This window comes from Desertibacillus haloalkaliphilus (assembly GCF_019039105.1).
Taxonomy (GTDB): domain Bacteria; phylum Bacillota; class Bacilli; order Bacillales; family KJ1-10-99; genus Desertibacillus; species Desertibacillus haloalkaliphilus.
This window is the reverse complement of record NZ_JAHPIV010000009.1, coordinates 12,655-28,930: the sequence shown is the minus strand read 5'-3', so window position 1 is coordinate 28,930 and position 16,276 is coordinate 12,655. Positions and strand designations below refer to the sequence as shown.

The window sequence follows — 16,276 nt, the reverse complement described above, 5'->3', positions numbered from 1 at the left end:
AGATTATTTCAATTGCTGAGGTAATCCATACCAAATAAGGTCCACACGCTCAGCTCGCCTTGTCACATCTTGATAACACCAACCTGTAAGGTCTCGCCACCTACGGTTTGCTGCCTCCATAGGTACAACCCCTTTACTAATTTCAGTACCAATCAAAATCAATTGATGCTCTGATTCTTGCGTTTCCCAATGTAACCACTGCTCTAATTGTTCATTAAATCGGTGTCGCGCATCATCATAATGCAACAACGATTGGATCAACACTTCTAATCCTTCTATGACAACGATTGGGCAATCGCAAGAGTATAAAAATTCAAAATTCTTTCTTGTGTAGCTATTATACCAGAAAACACCGTTACCATGGTCAATATCATAGTAGTTGCAAACCCATTTACGCTTCCCATTCATGGCACCTCCTGTAATAAAGTGCAACGCTGATTCCCCCTTACTTGCTGTCGATCGCCAATCAATGTGTATCCTTTTCCGTGTCCGATTTCCCACTCCCAAAATTCCTTTTTTACGGGTGCGTAATCTGATAATAGTGCTCTGATCACACCTCCATGGGTAACAATGATCAAGTGCCGAATATGTTCTGCTTCAAAATATGAGATAACCTTTTGCCATGCAATTGTCACTCGTTGGTTAAATTGTTGCATGCCCTCTCCATTTATTGGAGCATGGTCACTTGGATTGGTGAGCCAATTACGGTACTCCTGTTGATGCTTCAACTCATGATAAGTCTTTAATTCCCAGTTACCGAAGTGACATTCCCGTAAGTTTTTTTCTACATCATATGGCCTGTGTGGATATAACACTTCAAGTGTTTGTACACAACGTAATAAATCACTGCTCAAATACAGGTCTCCAGTTGGATAATCACTCGTCGCATACGTTTGTAATTGTTTTCTACCTTTTTCGCTCAAGCCGACATCCGACCAACCAAGATAACGCTTTTCTTCATTCGCTTTTGTCAACCCATGACGGAGTAATGTAATAGCCACACGGTCATCCATAACCACGTTTCCCCTCCTTCAACAGTCGCTCCAACTGTATCTCCAGTCACACCACCAAATTGGCGAAATACGAGAATCGTAAACCCTACCAAAAATAACAGTGCAGAACAAATCATCACTAACATATCCATGTAATAGTTGGAGTAGACAGTGACAATAACAAAAAATAACATGACTAAGTATCCAAAATAAACAGTACCAAGCCGTTGCGACAAGTGCTGTTTAAACGCATGCGCCATCCCCTCTTTACGGGCAGGTCGGCCATAAATTAATGACAGCCCCATCATACAACGTGTAAGCACTGGTATAATAAAAAAGTAGAGAAACGAAAACGTTGAAAGGTTTAAGAGCTCAAGAATAAAAACATAACGCCAACCTAATAAAAACAGCAACGATAAAACCCCAAATGCACCTACCCTTGAATCTTTCATGATGTCAAGCTTTCGTTCTTGATCACGGTAGGAGAAAATTGCATCACTCACATCCATCCAACCATCAAGATGAAGACCACCCGAAAATACAATCGAAAAACAGAGGAGCCAAGCAGCAATCACCACAGTTGAAAAAGCTGTATATTCAAGTAATAGAAAAGCTTGCATAGATAGTAATATGCCTAGCACAGCACCAATGAAAGGAAAGTTCAATACAGACGCCCTTGCCCGTCTCGCGTCCCACGGCACGTTCTTTTTAATCGGGATAATTGTTAAAAACTGAAAGGCCAACGTTAAACCATCTAACCAAACCATCTCTTTCTTTTTCTTTCTGACAGTGATCATTAGCGGCTACCCCAGTTGTCAATCATTTCAAGTAAGTAATCAATATCTAAAACTTTTTCGGTTTGTTTTGCCAGTCGTTCAAACGAGGCATCCTTTTCATCATGTAAATAGTTAACCGCTTGCTTTTCCATTCCTTTTTGCTCACGGATCTTATTTAACCAATCCGTCCGCCACTCATCATTATGGAATAATGAATGAAAATAGGTACCAATGATTCTACCTTGATCGATATTCACACCTTCAGCCTCGTCATTAACAAGTAATAAAGGTGAGACTTCGTTGTTTTTGCGTACGGTTTCACCAAGGTGAATTTCATATCCTTCAATTACCGTTGATGCTTTGTTCTCTTTATCTACTAAAATTCCTTTTGAGCGAATCGTTTTCTTTTGGTTATGAAAATAGGTAACTAGTGGGGCAATTCCTAAGCCTTGCTGTTTATTGCCAACAATGCCTGTATCACTACCTGCTTTATCAATTAATTCATCACCGAGCATCTGATAGCCACCACACAACCCTACAATGGTCCCACTATCTTGCGCGTACTCCTTTAATTTACGATGAAGCTGACGTTCTTTGATAACTTTTAAATCATGGAACGTACTTTTCGTACCGGGTATGATGACAGCATCTGGCTGACCGAACTCTGTCTGATCTCGCACAAACCGAATCGATACATCTTCTTCAAACCGGAACGGCTCAAGGTCGGTATAATTTGAAATATACGGTAACTCGATAACCGCGATGTCTATCTCTCCAGAACGCTTTTTTGACTGAAATTGGGTTGTTAGTGATAAAGAATCCTCCCCTTCAATCGTCATGTCTTGAAGATGTGGCACAACACCAATCACTTTTTTCCCTGTATATTCTTCAATCCAGTCGATCCCACTTTCAAATAAAGACAAATCTCCTCGAAACTTGTTCACGATAATACCAACGACACGACTCTTTTCTTCCTCGCTGAGTAATGCAAGTGTACCCACAATACTTGCAAAAACACCGCCTCGATCAATATCAGCAACTAAGACGACAGGAACATCAGCAAGTTCAGCGACCTTCATGTTGACAATTTCACGGTCGTTCAGATTCACTTCAACAGGACTGCCCGCGCCTTCAATGACAAGGTAATCATAATCGCTTTCTAATTCTTGTAATGATTCAACAATTATTTCGATCCCTTTTTGATAGAATTGCTCACGATAATTTTTTCCTGATAAGGTTTCAAACGAAGTTCCAAAACGTATAACCTCCGAATCACAATCGCTTCGCGGTTTTAATAAAATGGGGTTCATAAAAACAGACGCTTCAATTTTCGCTGCTTCAGCTTGTACCCCTTGTGCCCGTCCAATTTCTTTGCCATCACGGGTAACATAAGAATTGTTAGACATGTTTTGTGACTTGAACGGCGCCACTTTCAAATTGCGCCTCTGAAAAATTCGACATAACGCGGTACACAGGACACTCTTGCCAACATCTGAGGCCGTACCCTGTAACATAATTCCTTTCATACCTTCATCCCGCCTTGCTTTTTGATTATTGGAATCCCAGCTTCAACAAGCATCGCTGTGTCTGATAAATGCACAACGAACTGATGAAGATTCCCTAAAAAATGGAGATAGTAAAGCGTCCCTGGATCGGTCGGAAGTTCGCCCTGAAATAATTCATTTGAGACGATAACCGTCGTATTTGCTTTCTTTTTTAATATCGTTAGAGTCATAGCAAGACGTTCGAAAAGACGGTTACGGTAATCCTCATCCTTCCACTTCTCGTCTCCCTCCTGCCAACCATAAAACAACTCATTACTGACTAAATTCGTTAAACAATCAAGCAAAACAACATCTTTTTCGTCTATTTTTGAAAAGCATGATTCGATATGACGCGAGGCTTCAGACGTTAACCACCGCTGTGTTTGTTTCATACGCTCGTCTTGGTGGCGTTGAACTCGCTCTTCCATTTCTTGATCTACACAAATGCTCGTCGCTATGTAATGGAGTGTTGAGTTTGACTTTGCACACTTTTGTACCAACTGCTCTGCAAAATGACTCTTCCCGCTTCGTACGCCTCCAGTAACAAAAATCATCATCGTTGCTTCCAACTCTCGAGTGCATGTAAAAGCTTGTTATTCGCTTCCTCGCCTTTGACTGCTAAACGTACGTAAGCACCATCTAAACCGCGGAAGTTATAGGTGTGTCTTGGAATGATTTCCCGCTCGATTAAATATGTAATTAGAGGCATTGCATCTTCTAGATTCGGTTCCTTTAACAAAAAGAAATTAACTTGTGAAGGTGATGTTTCAAAACCAAGCTCACCGCACCTTGACAACAAACGGTTCCGCTCCGCGCTCACAAATGACACTGTTTCCTCCACATGACTAGCGCTTTCGAGGCAAACCTTACCGATGACTTGAGCCAATCCATTGATATTCCATGGGTGTTGAAGCTTCGCTAGTCGTTTAACCAATTGTTCATTAGCTGCTAAATAACCTAATCGAATACCAGGAATACTATACATTTTTGTTAATGAACGTAAAACGACCAAGTTCTTAAATTGATGTACGTGCTGTAAGACTGAAATAGGCGCTGAACAGAAATCATAGAACGCCTCGTCAACAACGACTGTTGTGTTCAACCTTTCGGCATGACTTAGTAATTCCGCCCAAGCATGATCATCGTATACCACCCCAGTTGGATTATTCGGGTGACAAATAAACACAACGTCAACACTAGCAAACTCTTTACTCAATTCACTAACTGATAGTTTCCAACCAGCTTCGGCCGTTAATTGAAAGTATGATAGACGACAATGCTGAGCCATCGCCGCATCTCGATATTCCGAAAAGCTTGGTTCAACGATCATGACACGCTGACCGCGAAAGGTTTGGGCGAGTAAATAGATGAGTTCAGCTGCTCCGTTCCCTAGTAATATTTGGTTTATACTAATCTGCTCCTTGCGAGCAATGGTTGCTTTTAAGTCGTAGCCATGTGGATCTGGGTACTCTTCAATTAAATGTAAGTATGACAACCAGTTTTTTTTAATGGCCCCAGGAAATCCAAGTGGGTTTGTATTAACGCTAAAATCAAGTGCATCTTCGTTCGATTGTAAACCGAGGGCTTGGACAAATTGTTTCGGATTCGCCCCATGGTTAGGTAAAAACAAAATAAACACCTCCTAGGATCCATAGAAAAATAACGAATGATAATACTGTTCGATTCATGATGATAACCGCTTCATTTATATGCTTTCGTTCAAGCCTTACAATGTCATCTCCCATTTCTGCCCGGTTTGAGATGATCCCTTGGTACGTATTCCTTCCTCCAAGTTGAATCGCTAACAATGCAGCTGTAGCCGCTTCCCCCCAACCACTATTTGGGCTGGGGTGTCTTTTGGCATCACGAAACAATATTTGAAAACACCGTTTCTTGCTTTGGTGAACGCTCGCTTTATTACTAATAAGCATTAGCAGCCCCGTGATTCGACTAGGAATATAATTGAGAAGGTCATCAAGCCTTGCTGATGACTTTCCAAACTCATCATAACGCTCATTTTTATAGCCAACCATTGAATCACATGTATTAACCGCTCGGTATAAAAGTGCTAGTGGTGCACCACCGATAAGTGCAAAGAATAAGGGTGCGGTAATTCCGTCACTCGTATTTTCTGCTACGGTTTCAACCGTGCCCCGAACGATCTCGCCCTCTCCTAACGAATCGGTATCACGACCAACAATATAGGAGAGCTTCACACGTGCTTCGGAAAGTTGATTTTGCTTTAATGGAGTGGCTACTTCTTCTGCTGCTTGTTTTAACCCCTGTTGAGCAATCGTTGTTGAAATGAGAAAGGCTTCTACAAAGATGCCGGCAAAAAGATGTAGTTGATAGGCGGACCATGTCACAGCAATAGCGACCACAAGGACAACCACAATAACAACAGTTACCATAACACTCCCCTTGAAGTGACGATAGGTGCCGTGGTTCCACCTTTTCTCAAGTGATGAAATCAACTTCCCCATGAAGATAACTGGATGCGGCAACCAGCGAGGGTCACCAATTAATCGATCAATGATCACAGCTAGCGTTAAGGCTATTAAATGCACACTCATTCGCCTACACCTCTGCGCACCTTATTTCGTTGCACGGCCTTGACCGTTGCTTCATAAACTGTTTTTGCCAGTAACTTGCCAAGAGGCGTAATCGTTCCTGCATAAGGGAGAGGCACTCCAGTTTGCGTTGCTGCAATTAACAAGCTATCTGTCGATGTCCCAGTCGCTATTGTGTTTGTATACGGATCAATAACTTCTTCATCAAGCAAGGCTTTTGTCTTCGCTTCGGTTGCTGTCATCATCGCCTGAACGTAAGCCGCATCTGTTAATTCTCCTTCAATAAATACCCAAATATTAATTGTCCCTACAGGAGCTTTGCACTCCTGCAAATAGGCTTTTGATGCATCCACAGCATTACCAACGCCGGCAGTAACCATGACCATCATCGAAAAATCCTCTCCATCAGCTTGTTCAAACGAGGCATCTTCTAGAATGGCTGCGGTCATCATTGCGACAGTATCGGCATGATCAATGTTATGTTTACTCAAATAATCAATAAACTCTTCTTTCGCATCATCAGCATCATAATCTTTTCGTACATGGCGGTTTATAAATATATGATCCCAGCTAAAACCTGCACCGATAACCGCAGACGATAATGTCTTTAAATAGACCGGGCTCTCAATTTTAATCATCTCATCCGATTGCTCGATAACAAATCGGCTAATGAGCGAGCGTTCAGTTTGCCTTTGTTCATTTGGCAACAACGTAATCAATGGGCTCGGTACTGAAGGATGTTCTTTGCGACAAATCGGTGTCTCATAGACTCGCTCTAGTTGTTTCTCATTCATCACATGTGTCGGGCGTTCAAGGTGCTCCATTTGCCCATCCTGTAACAGAAGCAATCGATCACAATACATGCTTGCCATATTTAAATCATGCAAAATCGCAACAACGGTTAACTCGTCACGTTTTGACCACTGTTTCAACGTATCGAGCAAACTCATCTGGTAAGAGATATCAAGATGGTTCGTTGGTTCATCAAGCAACAGTACCCGAGGTTCTTGTGCAAGCGCTCGAGCAAGTAATACTCGTTGTCGTTCCCCTCCACTGAGGGATTGCAAGGGTTTATCTTTAAAGCCGTATACACCCGTTTGAGACATCGCTTCTTCTATCACTTGTTCATCTTCATCGCTTTTAAAATGAAAAATTCCCTTTTGATGCGGATACCTTCCTAGAGCAACAATATCCTTAACTGAATATGTAAATGAGGTATCCGAATTTTGCGGTAATACGGCAATGTTGCGGGCTAATTCTTTGGAAGTAAATGCTTGTAAAGGTGTATGATCATATAAAATTTCACCTGATTGAATCGGTAAGGAGCCACTAATCATTTTCAACAAGGTTGTTTTCCCGCTTCCATTAGGACCAAGAATACCAAAAATTTCCCCTTCTTTTACCGAAAAAGAAACATCCTTTATCACCTGATCACTTCCATAACCACCTGAAACGTTTTTTACTTGTAGCATTAAGTCTTCACTCCGTAACTCTTTATTTTCGACGCTGCCGTACAAGGATCATGGCAAAGACAGGCCCCCCAATTAAAGCTGTAATCACACCAATCGGTAATTCTGTCGGTGAAAGAATGGTCCGAGCGGCGAGGTCTGTTAGGATTAAAAATCCGCCACCAACGAGCATCGACAGAGGTAAGAGGTGACGATGGTCACTACCCCAAAGTAATCTAGTTAAATGAGGGATCACTAAGCCAACAAAGCCGATCGTCCCGGATACAGCTACTGCTGAGCCGGTTAATAACGAGGCCCCTAATAAAATCATCATTTTTCGTACTTGAACATTGACACCAAGGTGCTTTGCTGTTTCTTCACCAAATGCTAATGCATTTAATTCACGGCTATTGGCTAGTAAAAGCAACGTCCCTAAAAGAAAGAATGGAATAATGAGGTAAACGTAATTCCATCCCCTCATGGCCACACTTCCCATGAGCCAACTAATAATTTGCCGCAACTCTTCTCCTGTCATTGCGACCATTAATGAGATCAATGACCCTAGAAATGAACTAAAGATAATACCTGCTAGAATAATCGTCTCAGCTGACATGGATCTTTGCACTAAGCGCGCAAAGAAAATCACAAGAAATAATGTCACAAAGCCTGAAACAATACTAACAACAGGTAACGTGAATGCACCTAATATAGGAAGAGATATTCCTAAAAAAAATACGAATACAGCCCCTACAGCCGCACCCGATGACACACCTAACGTATAGGGATCCGCTAGTGGATTTTTCAAAAAACCTTGAAAAGCAGCGCCAGCTACCGCTAATGAGGCACCTACAAATAAAGCTAGCAATACACGCGGTGCACGTATGTCGATGACAATGTTTGTAAGCATCGGCTCCACTGCCGTTTGAATCGGTAATTGTAAAACTTCAGATCCAAAAATCGTCAAAATGGTGGAAAAGGGAATCGATAACGTTCCAATCGATATCCCTACAAAAATTGAAAAACATAAAAATAAAATGGCAACTAGGTACGCTACTAATATATTATTGTGAAAAAACTTCTGGATAGATGAGCTTTGCAAGTTCCTCGACCCCTTTTGCAAGACGTGGACCCGAACGAGTAACTTGATCCGAATCAACATCATACACACGCTCAGTTTTAACTGCTTCGACGTCACTCCATGCAGGTCTACTCATGATCTGTTCTTTCGGATTATCGATATAAAACCCATACGTCGTAATGATTACATCTGGGTTTAATGATACAGCTTCCTCCTCAGTATATTGGGTCCACCCTTCACTTTCCTCAGCGGCATTTGTAGCTTGAATAATCTCTAGCATTTCATGCATAAATGTCCCTTTGCCTGTTGTAAAAATCTCAGGTGCTGGAGCTACTTCGACCCATACCTTCACTCGGTCTTCATCCCTGACATTAGCAGCTGCTGTTTCTTGGATATTTTCAATCGTTTCTTGCATCTCAGTGATGATCTGATCAGCTTCTGTCATTGTCCCAGTTGCCTGGCTGATCATTTCTATCGATTCATAGACTTCTTGAATTGAATTTGCATTATTGACAATAAGAACATCAACCCCAGCGTTTTCCAACTGTCTGAATCCTTCACTTAAGGAGTCCGCATTTGATGCATGTCCTAATACAAGGTCAGGCTGTACGGCCAACACTTTTTCTACATTAAAATTCATATCTCCGATGACTTCTTTTTCTTGTGCCTCTACCGGAAAATTACACCATTCAGTTACACCTACAATATTGTCTTCTAACCCTAGTGCAAACGCAATTTCGGTATTACTTGGAATAAGCGTAACAATACGTTCGGGCTTTTCTTCAAATGTTACTTCATTATCAAGTGCATCTGTCACTGTTACTGGGAACTCAGCACCAGTCACTTCTTCACTTCCCTCTGATTGATCTGCCTGTTCTTGAGGTTGTTCTTCATTTACTGAGGTATCATCCGTTTGACCATCTCCACATGCTGTCATCATGACAGCAGCCAATACTGCTACAATCAATTGCAAATACCATTTCTTCATACGTTTCCTCTCCTTTTCAATTCTTTGGTGACTAACATTCAACTGAACGTATCAACCTATGAAAAAAAGAAAAGGCTCCCTCCTTGGGAACCTTAAAACAGTAAAGTTAGGTTGATAATCGTTGAACAACCATCAACACTATAAACTGTTTCACCTTTTCCTCGAAGGATTCACACATCTTTAAGGCAGGTCTCCTGACTTACGCATTAACAAACCATTCTCCTTCCCATCCAAGTTGGACAGTGGCATGTAAACAGTTCTGGCGCTTACAGTGGCGGGACCGTGTTGGATTTTCACCAACTTCCCTTTTAACATTCATGAATATTGAATGACCTTAAATATATAAATTCAGTTGTTTTGATTGTTTCATTATACATTCTTTTGTCACTGTTTAACAGTAGTTTGCTAGAAAATTGTGAAACGGTAGACACCTTTGTCGAACCATCTGGTATAATGAGGGCAATAATAATCGCTTATAAAGGGAGTGATAATATGTCTGTCGAGGAACATAAAAAGCAAGCAGCAAGCTCAGTGAAATGTATGATCATTACAGTATCAGACACACGAACAAAAGAAACCGATAAAAGTGGTAAACTAATCATGAAATTGCTTGAAGATCGCAATAATGAAGTAAGTGAATATCAAATTGTAAAGGATGAATACGATGATATTCGATCGCTACTACACAGGGCTTCTGAACGGAATGATGTTGACGCTGTGCTCTTAAACGGTGGCACAGGAATTTCTTTTCGAGATACGACATATGAAGCGGTTCGTGACTCATTAGATAAGGAGATTCCAGGATTTGGTGAGCTGTTTCGTTATTTAAGTTACGCTGAAGATATTGGATCTGCAGCGATTTTAAGTCGGGCAATTGCCGGCATCTGCAAACATACAGCCATTTTTTCAATGCCTGGTTCGAGTGGCGCTGTGTCCCTAGCTATGAACCGATTAATCTTGCCTGAACTTACCCATGTACTACGAGAAGTAAACAAAGACCGGCGTTAATATCCATTAACGCCGGCCTTTCGTTACACAGATAACGATTATTTAAACAAATCGGTAAAAAAGGGGACCCCATTCAACCGCGACCTTAGGAACAATAGATAAAGTTTCTATTCTTTCTCAAAGGGGCGCAGTCACATTTGGAATTATCCCTTTTTTTTGTTACGTATGAAACAAAATTATTCGTTACATTTCGTCTGTTTCCTCGTTTCGGTGTGGAAGATAAAAGGTAAATGTCGTACCTTCATTTATTTTGCTGTGTACAGATATTTGTCCACCGTGAGCTTCTACAATGTTTTTGGCAATCGCTAATCCCAAGCCTGTCCCCGAACGTCCACGTGTTCTTGCTTTATCTGCTTTATAAAAACGTTCAAACACATAAGGTAAATCTTCTTCCGGGATCCCTGACCCTGTATCTTGCACATCAACTTTTATTCCCTCATCTAACGATGTGACAACTAATTTCACCCGGTCATCTTCACCCGTGTGTCGAATTGCATTATGAATAAGGTTTGTTAACACCTGTTCAATCCGATCAGGATCAAACCATAATATGTCATGATCGGTCTTTACATCCATTTCTAAACGTATTTGTTGTTCATTAGCAAGCCCTTGAAACTTTCGCATAATCCGACTAGAAAAATCTGTGACGTTCACTTCTTCACGATTTAACTGGATATGTCCAGCTTCCATCCGTGCGATATCAAGCAATTCATTAACAAGACGCCCCATTCTTAGCGACTCATCATATATAATCTGCGCCAGTTCTTTCTTTTCTTCATCAGAACCAGCGATATCATCAATAATAGCCTCACTGTACCCTTGTAACATCGAAATCGGCGTTCGCAGCTCATGAGAAACATTTGCAATAAAGTCTTTACGTAATTTATCATGACGGCGCTCTTCAGTCACATCACGAATGACGGCAACTGCTCCGCGGACAAATGACTTGTCATATAAAGGTGTCATTAACACCGCCCAACTTCGTCCTTGAAGATCAATTTCTGTCATTTGCTCTTTTTCGATCGCGACAACTTGTTGAAATAATTTCTTAATGTCTTTAGGTAAATCTGCTGCGGCTTCACCATTTAACCCTTGCTCATAAAACCATGCTTGCATTAATCGCTCTGCTGGTGGGTTAGTCACAACAACTTCACCCTTACGATCGAGTGTAATAACCCCATCTGCCATACTGCTCAGGATTCGTGACAATTGTTCTTTTTCTTGATTAAGGGCAGCTAAATTCCGATTTAATTCACGCCCCATGCGATTAAAAGCAATCGCAAGTTGTCCAATTTCATCATTCGTTAAGATTGGCACCTTCGTATCAAATTTCCCTCTTGCCACTTCAAATGATACTTGACGCATTTTTCTTAGCGGAGCGGTAATTCTTGAAGACAAGAAAAAAGCAAAAACTGTCGTCATTACAATCGCAATGGCGGCTGACAGGTAGACAATTCGCTTCGTTTCATCAGTCGTTTGCGCAATGACATCTAGTGATTGATAGAGAAACACGGCCCCTTCATGATCATCGGTAACGGTAAGTGGAACTCCAACGATCATAATTTCGTTATGTATTTCTTCACCGTCAACATAAAAAGGAAAATCACCTTGACTGACAACGACTGATTCACCCTCAAACACATTCGATAAAACAGGATCTTCTCGGTAAATAGATACTGGTAAATTGACAAGACCTACCTCATTTTGAGAATACCAATCTTCCTCATTTTCCTCAATAATTAAAACCTTTGTATGGTAAGAGTCTGCAATTTTCCCAATTGTTGAAAGAGCTGTCTGGCGATCTGCATACTCTTCCATAATGGTCGCTATTAGATTGGCTTGGTTTGTCAATTGTGATTCAGCATCTTGAATATGCGATCGCTCAAAAAACTGTAACAACATGACCATTAAAATTGTCAGTACTACGGAAACAAGCAGTAAGATTGTCAACCACAACTTACCGACTACACTACGCCAAAGCATTATTCTTTCGCTACCTCGAATTTATAGCCAACTCCCCACACGGTAGATATCATGTTCGCTGCCTCCGTTGAGACTTTATTTAGCTTTTCTCGTAAACGCTTGATATGGGTATCAACTGTTCGTAAATCCCCAAAAAAGTCATAGTTCCAAACATCTTTTAGCAATTGTTCTCTTGAGAAAACTTTATCTGGAGATTGCGCTAAATATAGCAGCAACTCATATTCTTTTGGTGTTAAGTTTATTTCTGAATCATTAACTGTAACGCGGTGTGCATCATTATCAATTGTTAAGTGTGAAAAGACAAGAACGTCCTTAGTGCCCGTATCCGTTTGCAGGAATTTAGTTGAAGATGATCGTCTTAATAATGCTTTAACACGTAGAACGACTTCTCTTGGACTGAATGGTTTAACGATGTAATCATCAGTTCCAACTTCAAATCCTTGCACACGGTTCGCTTCTTCACCTTTGGCTGTTAACATAATGATCGGTGTTGCCTTCGTTTTTCTTAGTTCCTGACAAACCTCTACACCATCCATACCTGGCATCATAATATCTAATAAAATTAAATCGTAGTCTTTTTCTAAAGCCATCTCTAGGGCCATCTCACCATTCTCGGCATCTTCTACAATATAATTCTCACGTTCAAGGTACATTCTTAATAAACGACGAATACGCTCCTCATCATCTACGATCAAAATTTTAGCTTCAATGTCCATGTTTTAATCCCCCATTTAATAGTTGATTCATTTGCGATTTCTCAAACAACGAGCGTTTAAGAAAAGCCCCCTGCTCTCAAATACACCCAGCCAATATAAGGTTACGCCCCCTTTACGCACCTCACCGATAGCCAAATTTCGAGCATGTACATCTATTATTGTACCATGTTCTATGAACGTTAATAAACAACAAAAAGAGGCAGCCCCAAAGCCAAGCAACAGTCACCCCAGGCACAATAGATAAAACTGAATGTAAAGGTTTATCTATTGTACCCAAATGAGGTGATCAGCTACTCATAGGAGAGCCTCTTCTCATTAGGCATATGAATGTAAACCGGCGATGACAAGGTTAACAAATACTAGATTAAACATGATAATCGCAAACCCGATCACACATAACCACGCTGATTTTTCTCCATGCCAGCCTTTTGACAAACGTAAATGTAAGTATGCGGCATAGAACAGGAATGTAATTAATGCCCATACTTCTTTCGGATCCCATCCCCAGAACCTTGTCCAAGCAATCTGTGCCCAGATCATCGCAAAGATAAGGCCTCCTAATGTAAAGACCGGGAAACCGATCGCGATGGCTCGATAACTAACTTCATCAACCTTTTGTGGGCTAACCCCTTTTAGTAGCGGTTGAATAATCGCCCCAATTCGTTTTCTGAAAATTAATCGTATTAGCCAATACAAGACGACACCAGTAAGCAATGACCAAATCACCGTGTTCAAGTCCCATGCTTTGATCCAACCCGGCATCGTGATCAATGGTGAGAAACGATCCTCAGTTAATAATTGAGCTTCATTTGGACCGATCAAAGCAGGTAGATTGTAGGTGACCTCTGCTTCTACTTCATTTTCATTGATATACGAAAAATTCGCCTCATAGTTTGCAGCATTGAAACCATAGCTAATCACAATATAGCCGAAGACACTAAGTAGTAAAAACAAAACCAATTCTAATGAGAACGTTTTTTTATTCGACTGTGTAAAGTCTAACGTTCGAATTAAATAAATCAGACCAGCAACGAATCCGATCGCCAAGATCCCTTGTCCAAGTGCCGTTGTAATGACATGAATCTTCAACCAATAACTTTGCAGCGCTGGGATGAGTGGAGCAATGTCACTCGGAAACAGCGATGCATAAGCGATAATTAACATGACGATTGGCATTGTAAATAAACCGAGTATATTTGAGCGATATATCGCATATATAATGATAAAGGCTAATCCCATCATAATCCCTAGAAAAGCCGTATATTCAAACATATTACTTACAGGGGCATGTCCGCCTGCAATCCAGCGCAGGATAAAATACCCCATTGAAAACAGAAACGCTACAATCGAGAAAATAAAACCAAACGTCCCCCAGCGGTTTCCTTTCATTTCACCGTCACGATTTCGCCATTTTTTCCCTGTCACAGAAACAGCGAAAGCAATTGTCGCAGCGAGATAGGTAAAAAAGGCAACCAATAACAGGTTACTACTTATTGCTACCATCCGTTGTATCCTCCTTAGGCGCTTTTTCTTCCAATTGTTTTTCCTCTTGTTTTTCCTCTTGTTCGACTTGGTCCACTGGCATCGTTAAAGTTGTCGGTTTCAACACTTCACTAATTTCTTTCATTAATGAGTTCCAGTTTTTATTTGTATGAGCGGCAATCCAAACTTCTCCATGTTGATGCTGGATCCAGATTCGACGGTGTGCCCAATAAGAGCCTTGAACGAGTCCGAACATAAAAATAATCCCACCGACAATTAAAAATCCTAGTGTGTAGTCTTTACGTACCGTTAGAGCTGTAACATGACTCGTATCGATATTCGCAAAAGCTAACCGATAATCATTTTCACCAAATGGTTCTAAGTTTTGCTGTATAGCAACAAAGCTATACTCACCATCTGGATAATCAGGTGTAATCATTTCAAATATAAATGCTGGATTATCAGGAATTCGTGACCGTGTTGATGGCTCTCCGTCATCATTAAAGAAATAATTTGGGAAGTAGTCAAGTACTTTGACTTTATAGCCATCTCCAAGGTCATATTCTGGTTGCGGGTCATATAAATCAATATCAATACGCCCAAATGATTCTCCACTATCCTTCTGAACCAAATCAAAACTCATTTCACTTAGCTCATTCAATTTATAATCGACTTGATAAAGGGCGAATCCAGAAAACTTAAATGGATCATTCACTCGAATGTTGTGTCTGTCCACTTCAATCAGTTCCCCCGTCTCTCCAATCGTACCGGAGTCATCTCTTTGATAAAGGACAGCTTGGGTTTCATATGTTTTTACAACTGGAGCACCTGACTGTCGCATCGCCTCTCCAAAAACCTCATCATCCTCATCATAAAGCTCAACGAGAAATTTTTCATTTTCAAGATAAAATTCGCTATCTGTTCCTGGAATGACAACGGTCTCCCCTTCACGGATCCAAACAAAATCATCCACATACATCCCCGGAAAATAGCGTAACATCGCACCTAATAAAAAGATAATAAGTCCAATATGGTTCACATATGGGCCCCACCGAGAAAAGCGCCCTTTCTCGGCAACTAAATTCCCATTTTCTTCAGAGATCTTATACTTCTTTTCCACTAACGTTTCTTTCGCTTTCGCCAACTCTTCTTGGGAATCCTTGACAGTCGAGCGTCCGAAAATCCGTTGACGCTTAAGGAAGTTTTCATGGCGTGTAACACGTTGCGTCTTTAAAGCTCGATACAACGGAACGACACGATCAAGGCTACAAATAATTAACGATACACCTAACGCTGCAATTAACAGCATGTACCACCATGAGCCATATAAGTTATGAAAGCCGAGTTGATAATAAATCTGACCAGCAACGCCATATTCCTCTGCATAATGGTCAGCTGGATTTAACGTTGGGTTGATATACATTTCTTGTGGAAAAATCGTTCCAATTGACGAAGCAATTAATAGAACGATAATAATCCCTATCCCTACTTTGACTGAAGAGAAAAAATTCCATATCTTATCAATAATGGATTGATTATACGTTTGCGACCTACGAGCAACCCCCTCATAGCGCATATTTAATAGTTGCTTCTTTTCATCCTCTAACGGCTTACCACATGATTCACAAATGATTGTCCCATGAGGATTAACATGTCCGCATTCACATTTCACTTTATCCATTTGAACACCT

Annotated in this window: 15 protein-coding genes and 1 riboswitch; of the genes, 1 reads left to right on the top strand and 14 read right to left on the bottom strand. The window is 40.9% G+C overall.

Going from position 1 to position 16,276, the window contains the following annotated elements; translation table 11 throughout:
* Window positions 1-3: 3 nt before the first annotated feature.
* From KH400_RS11255 to KH400_RS11210, 10 genes are read right to left on the bottom strand one after another with little or no spacing between them, the layout of a single operon-like run.
* Complete coding sequence (locus KH400_RS11255; RefSeq protein ID WP_217224688.1) at window positions 4-408, bottom strand: bifunctional adenosylcobinamide kinase/adenosylcobinamide-phosphate guanylyltransferase; 405 nt, start codon at window positions 406-408, stop codon at window positions 4-6.
* A complete protein-coding gene (locus KH400_RS11250; protein ID WP_246589530.1) occupies window positions 405-1,013 on the bottom strand; it encodes a histidine phosphatase family protein in 609 nt (202 codons plus the stop codon). Before KH400_RS11250 ends, KH400_RS11255 begins: the two co-directional genes overlap by 4 nt.
* Window positions 971-1,789: an adenosylcobinamide-GDP ribazoletransferase gene (gene cobS, locus KH400_RS11245; RefSeq protein ID WP_217224684.1), complete on the bottom strand. Its 819-nt coding sequence runs from the start codon at window positions 1,787-1,789 to the stop codon at window positions 971-973. Before cobS ends, KH400_RS11250 begins: the two co-directional genes overlap by 43 nt.
* Complete coding sequence (locus KH400_RS11240; protein WP_217224682.1) at window positions 1,789-3,294, bottom strand: cobyric acid synthase; 1,506 nt, start codon at window positions 3,292-3,294, stop codon at window positions 1,789-1,791. The genes cobS and KH400_RS11240 overlap by 1 nt, the downstream gene beginning before the upstream one ends.
* Window positions 3,291-3,869 (bottom strand): bifunctional adenosylcobinamide kinase/adenosylcobinamide-phosphate guanylyltransferase, encoded by a 579-nt coding sequence (locus KH400_RS11235; protein ID WP_217224680.1) that lies wholly within the window; start codon window positions 3,867-3,869, stop codon window positions 3,291-3,293. Before KH400_RS11235 ends, KH400_RS11240 begins: the two co-directional genes overlap by 4 nt.
* A complete protein-coding gene (cobD, locus tag KH400_RS11230) occupies window positions 3,866-4,942 on the bottom strand; it encodes a threonine-phosphate decarboxylase CobD (protein WP_217224678.1) in 1,077 nt (358 codons plus the stop codon). The genes KH400_RS11235 and cobD overlap by 4 nt, the downstream gene beginning before the upstream one ends.
* A complete protein-coding gene (cbiB, locus tag KH400_RS11225; RefSeq protein WP_217224677.1) occupies window positions 4,929-5,885 on the bottom strand; it encodes an adenosylcobinamide-phosphate synthase CbiB in 957 nt (318 codons plus the stop codon). The genes cobD and cbiB overlap by 14 nt, the downstream gene beginning before the upstream one ends.
* A complete protein-coding gene (locus KH400_RS11220; protein ID WP_217224676.1) occupies window positions 5,882-7,354 on the bottom strand; it encodes a heme ABC transporter ATP-binding protein in 1,473 nt (490 codons plus the stop codon). Before KH400_RS11220 ends, cbiB begins: the two co-directional genes overlap by 4 nt.
* Window positions 7,355-7,376: 22 nt before the next feature.
* Entirely contained in the window at window positions 7,377-8,429 is a 1,053-nt protein-coding gene (locus KH400_RS11215) for a FecCD family ABC transporter permease (protein WP_217224675.1), read from the bottom strand.
* Window positions 8,392-9,396: an ABC transporter substrate-binding protein gene (locus KH400_RS11210; protein ID WP_217224674.1), complete on the bottom strand. Its 1,005-nt coding sequence runs from the start codon at window positions 9,394-9,396 to the stop codon at window positions 8,392-8,394. The genes KH400_RS11215 and KH400_RS11210 overlap by 38 nt, the downstream gene beginning before the upstream one ends.
* Before the next feature lie 167 nt (window positions 9,397-9,563).
* Window positions 9,564-9,748, bottom strand: a riboswitch (cobalamin riboswitch).
* A 140-nt stretch (window positions 9,749-9,888) separates the two neighbouring features.
* On the opposite strand from KH400_RS11210, the gene KH400_RS11205 reads away from it, so the two are divergent.
* On the top strand, window positions 9,889-10,404 hold the full coding sequence (locus tag KH400_RS11205; RefSeq protein ID WP_217224673.1) for a MogA/MoaB family molybdenum cofactor biosynthesis protein: 516 nt from the start codon (window positions 9,889-9,891) through the stop codon (window positions 10,402-10,404).
* Between the two features lie 183 nt (window positions 10,405-10,587).
* On the opposite strand, the gene KH400_RS11200 is transcribed toward KH400_RS11205, so the two are convergent.
* The 4 genes from KH400_RS11200 to resB form a co-directional block, all read right to left on the bottom strand.
* Window positions 10,588-12,387 (bottom strand): ATP-binding protein, encoded by a 1,800-nt coding sequence (locus KH400_RS11200; RefSeq protein WP_217224671.1) that lies wholly within the window; start codon window positions 12,385-12,387, stop codon window positions 10,588-10,590.
* Window positions 12,387-13,103, bottom strand: coding sequence for a response regulator transcription factor (locus tag KH400_RS11195; protein ID WP_217224668.1), 717 nt, complete (start codon window positions 13,101-13,103; stop codon window positions 12,387-12,389). Before KH400_RS11195 ends, KH400_RS11200 begins: the two co-directional genes overlap by 1 nt.
* A 315-nt stretch (window positions 13,104-13,418) precedes the next feature.
* Window positions 13,419-14,606, bottom strand: a complete 1,188-nt coding sequence (gene ccsB, locus KH400_RS11190) for a c-type cytochrome biogenesis protein CcsB (protein ID WP_217224666.1) — start codon at window positions 14,604-14,606, stop codon at window positions 13,419-13,421.
* On the bottom strand, window positions 14,590-16,266 hold the full coding sequence (resB, locus tag KH400_RS11185) for a cytochrome c biogenesis protein ResB (RefSeq protein ID WP_217224665.1): 1,677 nt from the start codon (window positions 16,264-16,266) through the stop codon (window positions 14,590-14,592). Before resB ends, ccsB begins: the two co-directional genes overlap by 17 nt.
* Between the last annotated feature and the right edge of the window lie 10 nt (window positions 16,267-16,276).